This window comes from Burkholderia sp. Bp9012 (genome assembly GCF_003853825.1).
Classification (GTDB): Bacteria; Pseudomonadota; Gammaproteobacteria; order Burkholderiales; family Burkholderiaceae; genus Burkholderia; species Burkholderia diffusa.
The window spans coordinates 30,768-48,066 of record NZ_QTQA01000004.1; the positions used below are offsets into that span (position 1 = coordinate 30,768).

Sequence of the window (17,299 nt, forward strand, 5' to 3'; positions counted from 1 at the left end):
ACGATCCGCGCGAAGCGGACCGGTACGGTGCCGCCGGAACGTGCCGGAACTGCGCGGAGGCGACCGAACGCGACATCACGCGACAGTTGAAACGGGCACTGTGTTTTTGTACAGTATTGGCACCGTGAATCCGACCATCATCCCGCCTGCCGATCCGCGCGTGCCGCCACCCGGCGACGCACCGTCACGCGTGCGCAAGATCATCCATTGCGACTGCGACTGCTTTTACGCGTCGGTCGAGATGCGCGACGACCCGTCGCTGCGCAACCGGCCGCTCGCGGTCGGCGGCCGGCCCGACCAGCGCGGCGTGATCGCGACCTGCAACTACGAGGCGCGGCGCTATGGCGTGCATTCGGCGATGTCGTCGGCGCTGGCGATGCGCAAGTGCCCGGACCTGCTGATCCTGCCGTCCGCGATGGACAAGTACCGCGCGGCGTCGCGGCAGATCATGGCGATCTATCGCGACTACACGCGTGACGTCGAGCCGCTGTCGCTCGACGAGGCGTACCTCGACGTCAGCGGTTCCGAACTGTGCCAGGGCAGCGCGACGCTGATTGCACGGGAGATTCGCCGGCGCGTGTACGACACGGTCGGCGTGACGGTGTCGGCGGGCGTCGCGCCGAACAAGTTCATCGCGAAGATCGCGTCCGACTGGAACAAGCCCGACGGCCTGTTCGTCGTGCGTCCGCATGAGGTCGACGCATTCGTCGCGGCGTTGCCGGTGCGCAAGCTGCACGGCGTCGGGCAGGTGACGGCCACGCGGCTCGACCGGCTCGGCATCCAGACCTGCGCTCAGTTGCGCGACTGGTCGCTGATCGATCTGCATCGCGAGTTTGGCGCATTCGGCCGGCGGCTGTATCAGCTCGCGCGCGGAATCGACGAGCGGCCCGTGCAGGCCGACCAGGAGCGCAAGTCGGTCAGCGTCGAGACGACCTACGTGACCGACCTGACGACGCTCGAGCAATGCGCGGACGAGATTCGTCGCCTGGTCGTGCAGCTCGACGCGCGGATCGCGCGCGCGGGCGCGGCCCGCACGATACGCAAGCTGTACGTGAAGATCCGCTTCGCGGATTTCCAGCGCACGACGGTCGAGTGCGTGGCCGACGCGACGAATGCGCAGACGGCCGTCACGCTGCTCGCGAAGGGGCTGCAGCGGCGCGCGCAGGCGGTGCGGCTGCTCGGCGTCGGCGTGCGCATCGACGAGGGCACGGCCGAGCGTCACGGGCAGTTTTCGCTGTTCGACGACGAGGCCGACCTCAACACCGACAACACGGACGAAGCAGGCGGCGAAACGCCGGCACCATGATGAAAAAAGGCACCGCCGAAGCGGTGCCTTTCGATGCAGGCGGACGAGCCGGGCAGGGCATGCTCAGTGCGCGGGGGACGCCATCCCGTTGTGGCGCAGCAGCGCGTCGATTTCCGGCTCGCGGCCGCGGAACGCCTTGAACGAATCCATCGCCGGCCGGCTGCCGCCGACTTCGAGGATCTCGCGGCGATAGCGCGTGCCGGTCGCCGCGTCGAGCACGCTGCCGCTCGCGGCAGCCGCTTCCTCGAACGCCGCGTACGCGTCGGCCGACAGCACCTCGGCCCACTTGTAGCTGTAATAGCCGGCCGCATAGCCGCCCGCGAAGATGTGGCTGAACGTATTCGGCCAGCGCGAGAACGCCGCCTGCGGAATCACGTGGTAACGCTCGTTGATCTCGCGCGCGAACGCGTTCACGCCGGTCGTGCCGGCCGGGTCGAAGTCGACGTGCAGCAGCATGTCAAACATCGAGAACACGATCTGGCGGAGCGTGCCGAGACCGCTCTGGAAGTTCTTCGCGGCGATCATCTTGTCGAACAGCTCGCGCGGCAGCGCGGCGCCCGTCTCGACGTGCGACGACATCGACGACAGCACGTCCCATTCCCAGCAGAAGTTTTCCATGAACTGCGACGGCAATTCGACCGCATCCCATTCGACGCCGTTGATGCCCGACACGCCGAGTTCGTCGACGCGCGTAAGCATGTGATGCAGCCCGTGGCCGAATTCATGGAACAGCGTGATGACTTCGTCGTGCGTGAAGCATGCGGGCTTGCCGCCGACCGGCGCCGAGAAATTGCAGGTCAGGTACGCGACCGGCGTCTGCACGGCGTTGCCGCGCTTCGCGCGCGCACGCGCATCGTCCATCCACGCGCCGCCGCGCTTGCCTTCGCGTGCATACAGGTCGAGATAGAACTGCGCGACGAGCGAGCCGTCGCGGTTCTCCACGCGGAAGAAGCGCACGTCCTTGTGCCACACCGGTGCGTCGTCCGGCTTGATCCGCACGCCGAACAGCGTTTCGGTGACCGTGAACAGGCCCTTCAGCACGGCCGGTTCCGGGAAGTACTGCTTGACCTCGTTTTCCGAGAACGCGTAGCGCTGCTGGCGCAGCCGCTCGGCCGAGAACGCGACGTCCCACGGCGCGAGCTCGGCCAGACCGAGTTCCTTCGCGGCGAACGCGCGCAGTTCGTCCCAGTCCTTGTCAGCGTGCGGTCGCGCGCGCGTCGCGAGATCCTCGAGGAACGCGATCACCTGCTGTGGCGATTCGGCCATCTTCGGCGCGAGCGACACTTCGGCGAAGTTGCGGTAGCCGAGCATCTGCGCTTCTTCGCGGCGCAGCTTCAGTTCGTCGGCGACGATCGCCGTGTTGTCCCACTCGGCCTTGCCGCCGCCGTACTGCGGGCCGAGTTCCGATGCGCGGGTTGCATACGCGCGGTACAGCGTCTCGCGCATCGCGCGGTTCTCGGCGTACTGCAGTACCGGGAAGTAGGACGGGAAGTGCAGCGTGAACTTCCAGCCTTCCTTGCCTTCCTTCTGCGCGGCTTCGCGGGCCGCTTCGATCGCGTCGCCCGGCAGGCCGGCCAGCTCGGCTTCGTCGTGCGCGAAATACGCATACGCGTTGGTTGCGTCGAGCACGTGGTCGGAGAACGCCTTCGACAGCGCGGCCTGCTGCTCCTGCAGTTCCGCGAAGCGCGGCTTCTGGTCCTCGGGCAACTCGGCGCCCGACAGGCGGAAATCGCGCAGCGCGTTGTCGAGGATCTTCTTGCGCTCGGCGGACAGCGTCGCGTATTCGGCGCTCGCGGCGATCGCCTTGTACTTCTCGTACAGCGCGAGGTTCTGGCCGACGCTCGACCAGAACTCGGTCACGCGCGGCAGGTTTTCGCCGTAGGCGGCGCGCAGCTCCGGCGTATCGGCGACCGCGTTCAGGTGGCCGACGACGCCCCATGCACGCCCGAGCGGCTCCGTCGCCTGCTCGACCGTCTCGACGATCGCGGCCCATGTCGCCGGCGTCGCTGGCGCGCTCGCGGTGTCGACCGCGCGGTTGGCGGCATCGAGCAGCGTGTCGAGCGCGGGCGTCACGTGTTCCGGACGAATCTCGCCGAAGCGGGGCAGGCCGGAGAAATCGAGGAGCGGATTGGTGTTGGCGCTGGCGGACATTAAGACTCCCTGTCTGTTGCCGGATGAACCGGGGTGAAAAGGGTGAGGCGCGATGCGGCGGCGCCCGATACCGACATTATTGGGGCGCATCGCGCGCTTTCCAATCGTTAGTTTCTAACGACGCGATTGGATGCGCTCGGTACGGGGTCGGATACGGGGGAATTCAGTGCGACGGCGCGGCCACGGCGGGCGACCGGCGAGACGCCGGCGCGCGAATGCGCGCCGGCTGGGCGGGCAGAGCAATCGGGCGGCGCTCAGGCGGCCGCGGCAGCGCGCTCGGCGGCTTCGATCGTGTTGATCAGCAGCATCGTGATGGTCATCGGGCCGACACCGCCCGGCACCGGCGTGATGTGACCGGCAACTTCCTTCACGCCGGCGAAGTCGACGTCGCCACACAGTTTGCCCGCATCGTCGCGGTTCATGCCGACGTCGATCACCGTCGCGCCGAGCTTGACCATGTCGGCCGTCAGGACGTTGCGCTTGCCGACCGCGGCGACCACGATGTCGGCCTGGCGCGTGTGCGCGGCGAGGTCGCGCGTCTTGCTGTGGCAGATCGTCACGGTCGCGCCGGCTTCGAGCAGCAGCATCGCCATCGGCTTGCCGACGATGTTCGAGCGGCCGATCACGACCGCGTTCGCGCCCTGCAGCGGGATGTCATGCGCCTCGAACATCTTCATCACGCCGTACGGCGTGCACGGGCGGAACAGCGGCTTGCCCGTCATCAGCGCGCCGGCGTTCGCGACGTGGAAGCCGTCGACGTCCTTCTCCGGCGCGATCGCCTCGATCACCTTGTGGCTGTCGATGTGTTTCGGTAGCGGCAGCTGGACCAGGATGCCGTGGATCTTCGGGTCGCGGTTCAGTTCGTCGATGCGCGCGAGCAGGTCGGCTTCCGACAGGGTGTCCGGGTACGCATCCTTCTGCGAGAAGAAACCGTTGTCCTCGCACGCCTTGATCTTGTTGCGCACGTAGACTTCGCTCGCGGGGTTCGCGCCGACGAGGATCACCGCGAGACCAGGCTGGTGGCCGCGTGCGGTCAGGGCGGCGGCGCGTTCGGCGGCCTGTGCGCGCAAGGTCTTCGAAAGGGCGTTGCCGTCGATGAGGAGGGCTGTCATGGTGGTGGTTTTGCCGGGAAGTTGGAATGCGGGCGTGCGGCGCACGAAACGCCGCAGCAAAGCACGCAATTATACCGGTCGCCTGCCGTCGTCCGACAGCGAATACAAGGAAAGCGTCATGGCGGCAGTGCCGGCGCCCCGGGAGGCGGCGCCGGGCACGTGCCGTGCGAGCGGGCCGCATCGCGCGGCGCAGTCGTGCGGTGGGGCGGCCGGCGGGGCAGGTGCCCCGCGGCCGCGCAACGTTCAGGCCTGCTTCTTCGACAGGGCGAGGCGCAGCAGGTCGGCGACCGTGTTGACGTTGAGCTTTTCCATGATGTTCGCGCGGTGGGCTTCGACTGTCTTGATGCTGATCCCGAGATCGTCGGCGATCTGCTTGTTCAGCCGGCCGGCGATGATCCGCTCGAGCACCTGCTGCTCGCGCGCGGTCAGCTTCGACAGACGCTCGCTCGCGGCGCGCTGTTCCTGGACGCTCTTGCTTTCGCTTCGGGCCTTGTCGAGCATCCGCTCGACGAGCTTGCGCAGCTCGGCCTCGTCGAACGGTTTCTCGATAAAGTCCATCGCACCCTTTTTCATCGTCGACACCGCCATCGGCACGTCGCCGTGGCCCGTGACGAAGATGATCGGCAGCGCGGCGTTGTCCGCGATCAGGCGCTCCTGCAGCTCGAGGCCGCTCATGCCCGACATCCGCACGTCGAGGATCAGGCAGGCGATCTGGCCGGCCTGCTGCGCCGGCTGATAGGCATCGAGGAACTGCTCCGCGCTCGAGAAGCATTGCACGCGATAGCCGTTCGCCTCCAGCAGCCAGCGCAGCGAGTCCCGTACGGCTTCGTCGTCGTCGACGACGAAGACTGTTTCCTGAGTGGTGGTGACAGGGCTATTCATAGTTCTCCCGTAACGGTATGTGATGCCGATGCCTCGCGCCCCCCTTGGCCGAGATCAGCGGGTTCCCCAATGGGCAGGCTGCAGTGGAACGTCGCGCCGGAAATGCGGCCATCCGGCTCGACGTTGTTGACCACCCACAGACGCCCCCGATGCGATTCGATGATCGAACGGCAGATGTTCAGCCCCATGCCCATGCCATCGGACTTGGTGCTGTAAAACGGTTCGAACAGGCGCTCGGCGGTCGCTTCGTCGACGCCCGGGCCCTGGTCGATCACGCGGATGTCGACGAAACCCGCGTCGATGTCGGCGACCACGCGGATCACGCCGTCCGCCGACGCCGGCTTCACGTCGGCCATCGCCTCGGCCGCGTTCTTCAGCAGGTTCATCAGCACCTGCTCGATCAGCACGGGGTCGACATAAATAATAGGCATTCTTGCGAGGATTTCCGTGACGATCCGGATTCTGCGCTTCCTGGCCTCGATTTCGGCGAGCCCGACGGCGTCGGCGACGATGTCCGCGACGCGCGCCGGCTGGCGCTTCGGCTCGCTGCGCTTCACGAATTCGCGGATCCGCTTGACGATCATCCCCGCGCGCAGCGCCTGCTGTGCGGTCTTTTCCAGCGCGGGCTGCAGCGTCTCGGGCGTGCCGCGGCCGCTCTTGACGAGCGCGAGCGTGCCCGAGCAGTAGTTGTTGATCGCGGCGAGCGGCTGATTCAATTCGTGTGCAATCGACGACGCCATTTCACCCATCGTCATCAATCGGCTCGTGAACTGCAGCTTCTCTTCCTGCTGGTGCGCGAGTTCCTGCGCCTTCTTGCGGGTCGTGATGTCGGTCGCGATCTGCATCTGCGCGAGGTGGCCGTCCACCCACTGGATGTACTGGCGCCGCACCTCGAACCACTTCTGGATGCTCTCGACGTACACCTCCTGCGCATCGGCCGTGCTGCTCGTCAGCGCGGCGGCCGGCAGGCCCGCGAACGCGTCGACCATGTCGATCGAGTCGGACGACGCCTGCGCGCGGTCGAAGCCGCCGCCGGACAGCTCGAGGTGGCCGTCCGGACGGATGCCGAACAGGTGGCGGTAGTAGCGGTTCGCGAACAGCAGCTCGGCTTCGTCGGCGGCGAGCACCGACACGGCGGCGTCGAGGCTTTCGAGCACCGTCGTGAAGCGCTCGTGCGCGGCCGCGAGTTCCTCGCGTGCGCGCTTCGGCTCGGTGATGTCGGTCATCGACGACATCCAGCCGGTCTGGCGGCCCGAGCTGTCGATCAGCGGCGACACGTAGAGGCGCGCATGGAACAGCGTTCCGTTCTTGCGCCGCACGCGCAACTCGAAGCCCGAGCTCGGCGCCTTGCCACGCAGGGTCATGTCGAGCTGGCGCTGCATTTCCGGGTAGGTGTCGCGCGGCCAGTACGGGAACGGCGCGACCTTGCCGACGAGGTCGGTTTCGTCCCAGCCCGTCATCCGGCAGAACGCGGGGTTCACGTGCGTGATGCGGCCGTGCATGTCGAGCACGCGCATGCCGATCAGCACCGAGTTTTCCATCGCGCGGCGGAAGAACGCTTCCGCGTACAGCGCCTGCTGCGCCTCGAAACGCTGGCGCGTGTGCTTCCACAGGCTCCAGAGGCTCCACAGCACGAAGCACGACAGTCCGGCGACGAGCCACACGAGCGTATTGTTGGTCAGGTTCGTGAGCTGCGGGAATGCGTACACGCGCACGGTCAGCCCCTGGCCGGGCGGATCGAGCGGCAGGTCGTAGTGGGAGTCGCGCGGCAGGCGCGGGCGCGTCGACGTGGACGACAGCTCGCGGTTGTTCGAGTCGGTGATCGAGATCTTGTACTTCGACGACAGCTCCTGCGGGATGTCGTGCTTCAGGATCCCTTCGACCGAGAACACCGCGGCGATCGAGCCGAGATATTCGCGGTCGCCGCGCATCACGGGCGTCTGCAGCGTGATGAAGCCGTTGCCGAAGTCGTCGTAGATCAGCGGCGAATAGGCCTGGCGGCGCGTGCTGCGCGCTTCGTCGTACGCGCCGCGCACGGCGTCCTGCATCTGCGCGTCGCCGGGCTTCGCGAGCCGCTGGCCGAGCAGCGGCGGGTGCACGGTCGGCCAGCGCTGCACGCCGGGCGCGGTGTACCAGTTCAGGTAGAGGATTTCCGGATGCGTCTGCATCACGTCCGCGACGGCCATCTGGAATGCATTCTGGTCGAGGCGGCCGGACGCGAGATCGCGCGACAGCGCCTGCAACTGCTCCTGCGCGCCCGTCATCGACAGGCGGATCTGCTGCTGCGCCCACGCGACGTTACGGAACAGGGTGTCTTCCTGCTGCTGCTGTTCGCGGCGATTGAGGCTCCATAGAATCAGGCTCATCACCACGAGGAACACGAGGATCGACAGCAGCGGCGTCAGCAAATAGGAGTTGGACCACCACGGTCCGTGGTGCCAGCGGGACGGCTGCGACTCCGCCGGCGGGCCCGACGGTCGCGCCGAGCGTGCGAAAAGCCGATCGGTCAACATGGCAGGATTGTAGCGCAGCGCAATACATGGAAAACCCATACCGGATATGTTGAACGGAAACGGATTTGTCCTTGCGACGCGTGCCGGAGAGGCCCGAAGCGAGGGTGCAGCGCAGCAATATTCCGCATTACGAGAAAAGATCTCATAATTCGAAAATTTTGTTGCGCGTGGTCGTACACGCTCATTACAATCCGTCGGAGCTTGCCCGCAGCCGGCCGCGTCGCGGCGTCTGCACAAGAGCGATCCTCACATTCCAGGACCCAGGAGACGAGAATGTCCGCTGTACCGAACGAAGTGATGAAATATGTCGCCGCCGATCGTGACGACGACCCGCAAGAAACCGTTGAATGGCTCGAGTCGCTCGACGGCGTGATCTCCTCCGTGGGCACTGGCCGCGCGCACTACCTGATCGAAAAGCAGATCGAATTCGCCCGCATGCACGGCGAACACCTCCCGTTCTCTGCCAACACCCCGTACATCAACACGATCCCGGTCGAAGCCCAGGCGAAGATTCCTGGCGACCAGGATATCGAGCACCGCATCCGTTCGTACACGCGCTGGAATGCGCTGGCGATGGTGCTGCGCGCAGGCAAGGATACGAACGTCGGCGGTCACATCGCATCGTTCGCGTCGGCCGCGACGCTCTATGACGTCGGCTACAACCACTTCTGGCACGCGGCGTCCGACCAGCACGGCGGCGATCTCGTGTTCGTGCAGGGTCACTCGTCGCCGGGCGTGTATTCGCGCGCGTTCCTGCTCGGCCGCCTGAAGGAAGAGCAGCTCGACAACTTCCGCCAGGAAGTCGACGGCAACGGCATTTCGTCGTACCCGCACCCGTGGCTGATGCCGGACTTCTGGCAGTTCCCGACCGTGTCGATGGGTCTCGGCCCGATCATGGCGATCTACCAGGCGCGCTTCATGAAGTACCTGGAATCGCGCGGCATCGCGAAGACCGCCGGCCGCAAGGTCTGGGCGTTCCTCGGCGACGGCGAGACGGACGAGCCGGAATCGCTCGGCGCGATCGGCATGGCGAGCCGCGAGAAGCTCGACAACCTCGTGTTCGTGATCAACTGCAACCTGCAGCGTCTCGATGGCCCGGTGCGCGGCAACGGCAAGATCATCCAGGAACTGGAATCGGAATTCCGCGGCGCCGGCTGGAACGTGATCAAGGTCATCTGGGGCAGCCGCTGGGATGCGCTGTTCGCACGCGACAAGACGGGCGCGCTGATGCGCCGCATGATGGAATGCGTCGACGGTGAATACCAGACGTACAAGTCGGAGTCGGGCGCGTACGTTCGCGAGCACTTCTTCAACTCGCCCGAGCTGAAGGCGCTGGTCGCCGACTGGTCGGACGACGACATCTGGGCGCTGAACCGCGGCGGCCACGATCCGCACAAGATCTACGCGGCGTTCCACGAAGCCAGCAACACGAAGGGCGCGCCGACCGTCATCCTCGCTAAGACCATCAAGGGCTACGGGATGGGCGAGTCGGGCCAGGCGATGAACATCACGCACCAGCAGAAGAAGCTGCCGGTCGAGCAACTGAAGAAGTTCCGTGACCAGTTCCGCCTGCCGATCACCGACGAGCAGATCGCCGACGTGCCGTACCTGAAGTTCGAGGAAGGCTCGAAGGAACTCGAATACATGCGCCAGAAGCGCATGGATCTCGGCGGCTACCTGCCGCACCGCCGCGAGAAGGCGACGTCGCTGCCGGTACCGGCGCTCGACGCATTCGAGCCGCTGCTGAAGGGCACGGGCGAAGGCCGCGAGATCTCGACGACGATGGCGTTCGTGCGGATCCTGAACATCCTGCTGAAGGACAAGGCGCTGGGCAAGCGCGTCGTGCCGATCGTCCCGGACGAATCGCGTACGTTCGGCATGGAAGGCCTGTTCCGCCAGATCGGTATCTGGAACCAGGAAGGCCAGAAGTACGTGCCGGAAGATTCCGACCAGCTGATGTTCTACAAGGAATCGGAAACCGGCCAGATCCTGCAGGAAGGCATCAACGAAGCGGGCGGCATGTGCGACTGGATCGCGGCGGCGACGTCGTATTCGACGCACGGCGAGATCATGGTGCCGTTCTACATCTTCTATTCGATGTTCGGCTTCCAGCGGATCGGCGACCTGGCATGGGCGGCGGGCGACATGCGCTCGCGCGGCTTCCTGCTCGGCGGCACCGCGGGCCGCACGACGCTGAACGGCGAAGGCCTGCAGCACGAAGACGGTCACTCGCTCCTGTGGGCGGCATCGGTGCCGAACTGCGTGAGCTACGACCCGACGTTCGGCTACGAACTCGCGGTGATCATCCAGGACGGTCTGCGCCGCATGGTGCAGGACCAGGAAGACGTGTACTACTACATCACGGTGATGAACGAGAACTACGAGCACCCGGCGATTCCGCAGGGCGAGCACGTGGCGGTCGACATCATCAAGGGCATGTACGCGTTCAAGAAGGCCGACGCCGACCAGAAGGCGCCGCGCGTGCAGCTGCTCGGCGCAGGCACGATCTTCAACGAAGTGATCGCTGCCGCCGACCTGCTGAAGAACGACTGGGGCGTCGCGGCCGACCTGTGGAGCGTGCCGAGCTTCACCGAACTCGCGCGTGAAGGCCACGAAGTCGAGCGCTGGAATCTGCTCCATCCGACCGAGGAGCGTCGCCTGTCGCACGTGCAGAAGTGCCTGAAGGACACGCAGGGTCCGGTCATCGCATCGACCGACTACGTGCGCGCGCTGGTCGACCAGATCCGCGGTCAGGTCGATCGCCGCTTCGTCGTGCTGGGCACGGACGGTTTCGGTCGTTCGGACACCCGCGAGAAGCTGCGTCACTTCTTCGAAGTCGACCGTCACTGGGTCACCGTCGCCGCGCTGAACGCGCTGGCCGACGAAGGCACGATCGAGCGCAAGGTGGTCGCGGATGCGATTGCCAAGTACAACCTCGATCCGTCGAAGCCCAACCCGATGACCGTTTAACGCACACGCGCCGTGTGATGCCGCGCGCCGCTTCCGGGAGGGGCGCGCGCGGCCATGGAGACACAAAAAGATGAGTCAAGCGATCGAAGTGAAGGTGCCGGATATCGGCGATTACAAGGACGTGCCCGTCATCGAGGTGCTCGTGAAGGTGGGCGACACGGTCGAGCCCGAGCAGTCGCTCGTCACGCTCGAATCGGACAAGGCGACGATGGACGTCCCGAGCCCGGCAGCCGGCACGGTCAAGGAAGTGAAGATCAAGGTGGGCGATTCCGTGTCGGAAGGCTCGTTGATCATCCTGCTCGAAGGCGGCGCCGCGGCGCAGGTGAACGGCGCGGCCGCGCCGGCAGCAGCTCCCGCACCGGCGGCAGCGCCGGCACCGGCTGCAGCAGCGTCGGCTGCCGCACCCGCCGCTGCGGGTGGCACGCTCGAGGTGAAGGTACCCGACATCGGCGACTACAAGGACGTCCCGGTGATCGAGATCGGCGTGAAGGTCGGCGACACGGTCGAGAAGGAGCAGTCGCTCGTCACGCTCGAATCGGACAAGGCGACGATGGACGTGCCGAGCCCGGCCGCCGGCGTCGTGAAGGAAATCAAGGTCAAGGTGGGCGATTCGGTGTCGGAAGGCACGCTGATTGTGCTGCTCGACGCCGCCGGCGCAGCGCCTGCCGCCGCGCCGCAAGCGAGCGCGCCGGCACCGGCCGCTGCCGCGCCGGCTCCCGCCGCCGCACCGGCACCCGCGAAGGCTGCGCCGGCTCCGGCTGCTGCCGCGCCGGCCGCCGCACCGTCGGGCGAGTATCGCGCGAGCCACGCATCGCCGTCCGTGCGCAAGTTCGCGCGCGAACTCGGCGTCGAAGTCGCACGCGTGCAGGGTAGCGGTCCGAAGGGCCGTATCACGAAGGATGACATCACGGGCTTCGTGAAGGGCGTGATGACGGGCCAGCGCGCAGCGCCGGGCGCAGCAGCCGCGCCGGCAGGCGGCGGCGAGCTGAACCTGCTGCCGTGGCCGAAGGTCGACTTCTCGAAGTTCGGCCCGTTCGAGGCGAAGCCGCTGTCGCGCATCAAGAAGATCTCGGGCGCGAACCTGCATCGCAACTGGGTGATGATCCCGCACGTCACGAACAACGACGAAGCGGACATCACCGAGCTCGAAGCGCTGCGCGTGCAACTGAACAAGGAGCACGAGAAGGCCGGTGTGAAATTCACGATGCTCGCATTCGTGATCAAGGCGGTCGTCGCCGCGCTGAAGAAGTTCCCGACCTTCAACGCCAGCCTCGACGGCGACAACCTGGTGTTCAAGCAGTACTACCACATCGGTTTCGCCGCGGACACGCCGAACGGTCTCGTCGTGCCGGTGATCCGCGACGCGGACAAAAAGGGCCTCGTCGACATCGCGAAGGAAATGGCCGAGCTGTCGAAGGCCGCGCGCGACGGCAAGCTCAAGCCGGACCAGATGCAGGGCGGTTGCTTCTCGATCTCGTCGCTCGGCGGGATCGGCGGCACCAACTTCACGCCGATCATCAACGCGCCGGAAGTCGCGATCCTCGGGTTGTCGCGCGGCCAGATGAAGCCGGTGTGGGACGGCAAGCAGTTCGTGCCGCGTCTGACGCTGCCGCTGTCGCTGTCGTATGACCATCGTGTCATCGATGGCGCGGAAGCCGCGCGGTTCAATGCGTATCTCGGTGCGTTGCTTGCCGATTTCCGTCGCATCATTCTTTGATGAGCGGGGAGTTTGCTCGCGGGGGCGTGGTTTTTTGTCGGTTATCCATGCCTCGTCGTTGAACTGGCTTTCTTGACGGTCTGCTAGCGTCGCCCCTGCGCGGGGCGGCGGTCACTTTTCTTTGTCTTCCAAAGAAAAGTAACCAAAAGAAAGGCGCGTCCTTGGGCGGACGGCAAAGGTGGTCCTGCCCACGTGCGCGTTCTCTTCTCTTGCCAGGCCGTAGTTCTTCCGCGAGCAGCTCCCTCTCTGTCTGCAGCTAATCAAGAAGGGGACAGTAATGAGTCTCATCGAAGTCAAGGTTCCGGATATCGGCGATTTCAGCGGCGTCGATGTCATCGAAGTCAACGTGAAGCCGGGCGACGTGATCGAAAAAGAGCAAACGCTCATCACGCTCGAATCGGACAAAGCCTCCATGGAAGTGCCCAGCGACGTCGCCGGCACGGTCAAGGAAGTCAAGGTCAAGGCCGGCGAGAAAGTCTCGCAAGGCACGGTCATCGCCATCGTCGAAGCAACGGCCGGCGCCGCCGCCCCCGCGAAAGCAGCCGAACCCGCGAAGGCCGCAGCACCGGCCTCGGCCGCTGCACCCGCAGCCGCTCCTGCACCCGCGCCGCAAGCCGGCAGCTACGCAGGTGCCGCCGACATCGAGTGCGACATGCTCGTGCTCGGCGCCGGCCCCGGCGGCTACTCGGCCGCGTTCCGCTCAGCCGACCTCGGCATGAAGACGGTGCTGGTCGAACGCTACTCGACCCTCGGCGGCGTGTGCCTGAACGTCGGTTGCATCCCGTCGAAGGCGCTGCTGCACACGGCACTCGTCATCGACGAAGCCGCGGCGCTGGCGTCGCACGGCATCACGTTCGGCAAGCCGGAGGTCGATCTCGACAAGCTTCGCGACTTCAAGGGCGGCGTCGTCAAGAAGCTGACGACGGGCCTCGCCGGCATGGCAAAGGCGCGCAAGGTCGACGTGGTCACGGGCGTCGGCGCATTCGTCGATCCGTATCACATGGAAGTGCAGGGCGAAAACGGCAAGAAGGTCGTCAAGTTCAAGCAGGCGATCATCGCCGCCGGCTCGCAGGCAGTGAAGCTGCCGTTCATGCCGGAAGACCCGCGCGTCGTCGATTCGACGGGCGCGCTCGAACTGCGCCAGCTGCCCAAGCGCATGCTCGTGATCGGCGGCGGCATCATCGGCCTCGAAATGGCAACGGTGTACGCGACGCTCGGCGCCGAGATCGATGTGGTCGAAATGATGGACGGCCTGATGATGGGCGCGGACCGCGATCTCGTGAAGGTCTGGGAAAAGTACAACGCGAAGCGCTTCGGCAACGTGATGCTGAAGACCAAGACGGTCGGCGCGGAAGCGAAGGAAGACGGCATCTACGTCAAGTTCGAGGGCGAGAAGGCGCCGGCGGAAGCGCAGCGCTACGACCTCGTGCTCGTCGCGGTGGGCCGCAGCCCGAACGGCAAGAAGATCGGTGCCGACAAGGCCGGCGTCGCGGTCACCGACCGCGGCTTCATCGACGTCGACAAGCAGATGCGCACGAACGTCCCGCACATCTTCGCGATCGGCGACGTCGTCGGTCAGCCGATGCTCGCGCACAAGGCCGTGCATGAAGGCCACGTCGCAGCGGAAGCCGCGCACGGCGAGAAGGCATACTTCGATGCGCTGCAGATCCCGTCGGTGGCGTACACGGATCCGGAAGTGGCTTGGGCCGGCAAGACGGAAGACCAGTGCAAGGCCGAAGGCATCAAGTACGGCAAGGCCGTGTTCCCGTGGGCCGCATCGGGTCGCGCGATCGCGAACGGCCGCGACGAAGGCTTCACGAAGCTGATCTTCGACGAGGAAACCCATCGCGTGATCGGCGGCGGCATCGTCGGCCTGAACGCGGGCGACCTGATCAGCGAAGTGTGCCTCGCCGTCGAGATGGGCGCGGACGCGGAAGACATCGGCAAGACGATCCATCCGCACCCGACGCTCGGCGAATCGGTCGGCATGGCCGCCGAGCTGTACGAAGGCGTCTGCACGGACCTGCCGCCGCAACGCAAGAAGTAACGCGACCGGCATGGCCGGCCTTGTGTCGGCCTTGTGCCGGCCACGAAAAACGCCGCCGCCCGGGATATCCGGACGGCGGCGTTTTCTTTTGCCCGCAACCGACCGCAAATGCGCCACCGCAACGGCGACGACCGGATGACCGGATGTTCCGACGCCGGAAACGAAAAAAGCCGCGCAGTGCGCGGCTTTTTCAGGAGCAGGGGACGCTTACGCGGCCGGCTTGCTCGAACGGCGCGATGCAGCAGCGCTCGCAGCCTTCGTCGCGACAGCGGCAGCCGCGTTGAAGTTCGTTTCGGCGATCTCGACGGCTTGCTTGGCAGCCTTCTGGACCGTTTCGTACGTCGTGTTCGCTGCGTTCAGTGCCGACTTCAGTGCGGCGACAGCCGTTTCCGAACCGGCCGGGGCGTTCTTCGCGACGTTGTCGACGAGTGCCTGGACCTTCTTGTTCTGCTCATCGAATTGCGCTTCGGCAACCTTCGCGAACTCGGCTTGCGTCGACGAGGCGATTTCATACAGGTGACGGCTGTACGAGAGCACCTTTTCCGCGACCGGCTGCGACAGGCTCGCTTGCAGCGCGATCAGTTCCTGCGCGTCCTTCACCGACAGCAGGCGCTGCGCGTTTTCCTGGCTTTCCGCCAGCGACGACTTCACGACCTGCAGGTTGAGTTCGATCAGCTTTTCGACGCCTTCGAACGCCTTGGTCGTCAGACCGAACAGGCTTTCGAGGTTGGCTTTCTGTGCGGCGGCGATTTGCTCGGGGGTCAGCAAGGACATGTCAAGCTCCTGAAAAGCGATCGCGTCGATCGCAGGGGGTAAGGGGCACTACGCTGGGGAACCTCGGAGCCGCGTGCTTTGTGCAACGCAGCAATGTGTCGTATTTTAGGGCAGAGAAAACGCTTGTCAAGTATTTTTTGTGCGTTGCACAATCGCGACAAATTATCGATAAAACAACGAGTTATCATGACGATTCGGAATCGGTTTCAGGCGTGTTCCCACATGGTGCGCACCTGGCTGGGGAAGGCGCGGCGCACAATGATCATGCACAGGTAAACCTGACAGGCATGTGGAACGTTATGCTTCTGCTCCTGTCGAAAAGCGCGCCGTTTCAATGCGCGTGCCGTGGTGACGTGCCGCCGCCGCGGTCGACACCGGTGCCGCTGGCACACCGAGCGCCGGGTACGTACTTTCCCCGCTTTATTTCGTCGCCAAAGTGACGTTATCTCAATTAACCGCGTGGTAATCGGGAGACGGGTGCTGTCGGGCAGCGCATCTCATCAATTTTTTCGATGGGAGCGGGAGGGTTGATCGACTCGTCGTTGGTCAACTCTTACATTCCGGTTTAACGACGATCGGTAAGTGCCTAATATTGCTCTTTTTTTCAGCTTTAACTACACTTGCGGAAACTCCCGCCCGCTTTGTCCAGACCCCAATGAAAGCCGAATCGTTTTCACCGCGCAGATTGTTGCAGAGCATGACGCTCGGCACGGCTGTGTCGGTCGCCGTCGCCTTGCTGGCGACCGCTGCGTCCGTCGCACCCGCTGACGCCTTTGCCGCCACTGCGAAGACTCACCAGGCCGCCAAGAAAGCCGCTTCCACTTCCTCGGCGAAGAAGAAGACGGTGAAGGCCGCCTCCGCGAAATCCGCCAACGTCGCGGCCGATGCGCCGAAGGCCACGCGCAAGCGCGCGACGCTCGCGTCGAACGTACACGGCCACCGTGGTGCGGTGCGCAAGGTCGCGTTCCAGCCGCGTCGCCCGACGGTCGGCCAGGCATTCGGCCTGCACGACACGCCGGACGCGCTCGCGCTGCGCTCGAGCGTCGCGTACGTCGTCGACCAGAACACCGGCGAGCCGCTGTTCGACAAGAATTCGCACGCCGTCGTGCCGATCGCGTCGATCTCGAAGCTGATGACGGCGATGGTCGTGCTCGACTCGAAGTCGCCGATGACCGACCAGATCGAAGTCACCGACGAAGACCGCGACTACGAGAAAGGCACGGGTTCGCGCCTGTCGGTCGGCTCGGTCCTGTCGCGCGAGGACATGCTGCACATCGCGCTGATGGCGTCGGAAAACCGTGCCGCTGCCGCGCTGTCGCGCTACTACGCGGGCGGCCGTCCGGCGTTCATCGCCGCGATGAACGCGAAGGCGAAGTCGCTCGGCATGAACGACACGCACTTCGAGAATTCGACGGGCCTGTCGAGCTCGAACGTGTCGAGCGCGCGCGACCTCGTGAAGATGGTCAATGCGGCGTACCAGTACCCGATGATTCGCCAGTTCTCGACCGATCGCACGTACGAAGTCAATACGGGCAAGCGCAACCTGATCTACAACAGCACGAACGCGCTGATCCGCGGCAACGGCTCGTGGGACATCGGCCTGCAGAAGACGGGCTTCATCAACGAGGCCGGCGAATGTCTCGTGATGCAGGCGACTATCCACGGCCGGCCGATGGTGATGGTGTTGCTGGATTCGTTCGGCAAGTACTCGCGCTTCGCCGACGCGGCGCGCCTGCGCAACTGGCTCGACGCCGGCGGCGGCGAGCGCCTGACGGCGGCCAATACGGCGAACGGCGGTACCTGATCGCGCCACGGCGGTTCGCCGCC

General features: G+C 65.4%; 10 protein-coding genes. 5 read left to right on the forward strand and 5 right to left on the reverse strand.

The window, feature by feature from the left end:
• The first annotated feature begins 100 nt into the window (after nt 1-100).
• The gene (gene dinB / locus DIE11_RS06250; RefSeq protein WP_124622303.1) at nt 101-1,306 is read left to right on the forward strand and encodes a DNA polymerase IV; all 1,206 of its coding nucleotides are present in this window, start codon (nt 101-103) and stop codon (nt 1,304-1,306) included.
• 63 nt (nt 1,307-1,369) lie between these two features.
• Here dinB and DIE11_RS06255 read toward each other — a convergent pair whose 3' ends face one another.
• From DIE11_RS06255 to fixL, 4 genes are all read right to left on the reverse strand, one after another.
• Nucleotides 1,370-3,457 (reverse strand): M3 family metallopeptidase, encoded by a 2,088-nt coding sequence (locus DIE11_RS06255; protein ID WP_124622305.1) that lies wholly within the window; start codon nt 3,455-3,457, stop codon nt 1,370-1,372.
• Between the two features lie 254 nt (nt 3,458-3,711).
• Nucleotides 3,712-4,569 (reverse strand): bifunctional methylenetetrahydrofolate dehydrogenase/methenyltetrahydrofolate cyclohydrolase FolD, encoded by an 858-nt coding sequence (folD, locus tag DIE11_RS06260; protein ID WP_124622307.1) that lies wholly within the window; start codon nt 4,567-4,569, stop codon nt 3,712-3,714.
• A gap of 243 nt (nt 4,570-4,812) precedes the next feature.
• On the reverse strand, nt 4,813-5,451 hold the full coding sequence (gene fixJ, locus DIE11_RS06265; RefSeq protein WP_006493245.1) for an oxygen response regulator transcription factor FixJ: 639 nt from the start codon (nt 5,449-5,451) through the stop codon (nt 4,813-4,815).
• Complete coding sequence (gene fixL / locus DIE11_RS06270; RefSeq protein WP_124622308.1) at nt 5,448-7,964, reverse strand: oxygen sensor histidine kinase FixL; 2,517 nt, start codon at nt 7,962-7,964, stop codon at nt 5,448-5,450. The genes fixJ and fixL overlap by 4 nt, the downstream gene beginning before the upstream one ends.
• Nucleotides 7,965-8,237: 273 nt before the next feature.
• On the opposite strand from fixL, the gene aceE reads away from it, so the two are divergent.
• The 3 genes from aceE (at nt 8,238) to lpdA (ending at nt 14,698) form a co-directional block, all read left to right on the forward strand.
• Nucleotides 8,238-10,934 carry a pyruvate dehydrogenase (acetyl-transferring), homodimeric type gene (aceE, locus tag DIE11_RS06275; RefSeq protein WP_124622310.1) on the forward strand — a complete coding sequence of 899 codons (2,697 nt, stop codon included), beginning with the start codon at nt 8,238-8,240 and terminating at the stop codon, nt 10,932-10,934.
• 70 nt (nt 10,935-11,004) lie between these two features.
• The gene (gene aceF / locus DIE11_RS06280; RefSeq protein ID WP_124622312.1) at nt 11,005-12,651 is read left to right on the forward strand and encodes a dihydrolipoyllysine-residue acetyltransferase; all 1,647 of its coding nucleotides are present in this window, start codon (nt 11,005-11,007) and stop codon (nt 12,649-12,651) included.
• Nucleotides 12,652-12,928: 277 nt separating this feature from the next.
• On the forward strand, nt 12,929-14,698 hold the full coding sequence (gene lpdA, locus DIE11_RS06290) for a dihydrolipoyl dehydrogenase (RefSeq protein ID WP_124622314.1): 1,770 nt from the start codon (nt 12,929-12,931) through the stop codon (nt 14,696-14,698).
• A 207-nt stretch (nt 14,699-14,905) separates the two neighbouring features.
• On the opposite strand, the gene DIE11_RS06295 is transcribed toward lpdA, so the two are convergent.
• Complete coding sequence (locus tag DIE11_RS06295; protein WP_059608412.1) at nt 14,906-15,472, reverse strand: phasin family protein; 567 nt, start codon at nt 15,470-15,472, stop codon at nt 14,906-14,908.
• 655 nt (nt 15,473-16,127) lie between these two features.
• On the opposite strand from DIE11_RS06295, the gene pbpG reads away from it, so the two are divergent.
• Nucleotides 16,128-17,276 carry a D-alanyl-D-alanine endopeptidase gene (pbpG, locus tag DIE11_RS06300; protein ID WP_124622316.1) on the forward strand — a complete coding sequence of 383 codons (1,149 nt, stop codon included), beginning with the start codon at nt 16,128-16,130 and terminating at the stop codon, nt 17,274-17,276.
• The last annotated feature ends 23 nt before the right edge of the window (nt 17,277-17,299 follow it).

Coding starts and splice junctions, on each gene's coding strand:
- DIE11_RS06255 (WP_124622305.1), bottom strand. CDS start 3,457: ATGTCCGCCAGCGCCAACACCAATCCGCTCCTCGATTTCTCCGGCCTG.
- folD (WP_124622307.1), bottom strand. CDS start 4,569: ATGACAGCCCTCCTCATCGACGGCAACGCCCTTTCGAAGACCTTGCGC.
- fixJ (WP_006493245.1), bottom strand. CDS start 5,451: ATGAATAGCCCTGTCACCACCACTCAGGAAACAGTCTTCGTCGTCGAC.
- fixL (WP_124622308.1), bottom strand. CDS start 7,964: ATGTTGACCGATCGGCTTTTCGCACGCTCGGCGCGACCGTCGGGCCCG.
- aceE (WP_124622310.1), top strand. CDS start 8,238: ATGTCCGCTGTACCGAACGAAGTGATGAAATATGTCGCCGCCGATCGT.
- aceF (WP_124622312.1), top strand. CDS start 11,005: ATGAGTCAAGCGATCGAAGTGAAGGTGCCGGATATCGGCGATTACAAG.
- lpdA (WP_124622314.1), top strand. CDS start 12,929: ATGAGTCTCATCGAAGTCAAGGTTCCGGATATCGGCGATTTCAGCGGC.
- DIE11_RS06295 (WP_059608412.1), bottom strand. CDS start 15,472: ATGTCCTTGCTGACCCCCGAGCAAATCGCCGCCGCACAGAAAGCCAAC.
- pbpG (WP_124622316.1), top strand. CDS start 16,128: ATGAAAGCCGAATCGTTTTCACCGCGCAGATTGTTGCAGAGCATGACG.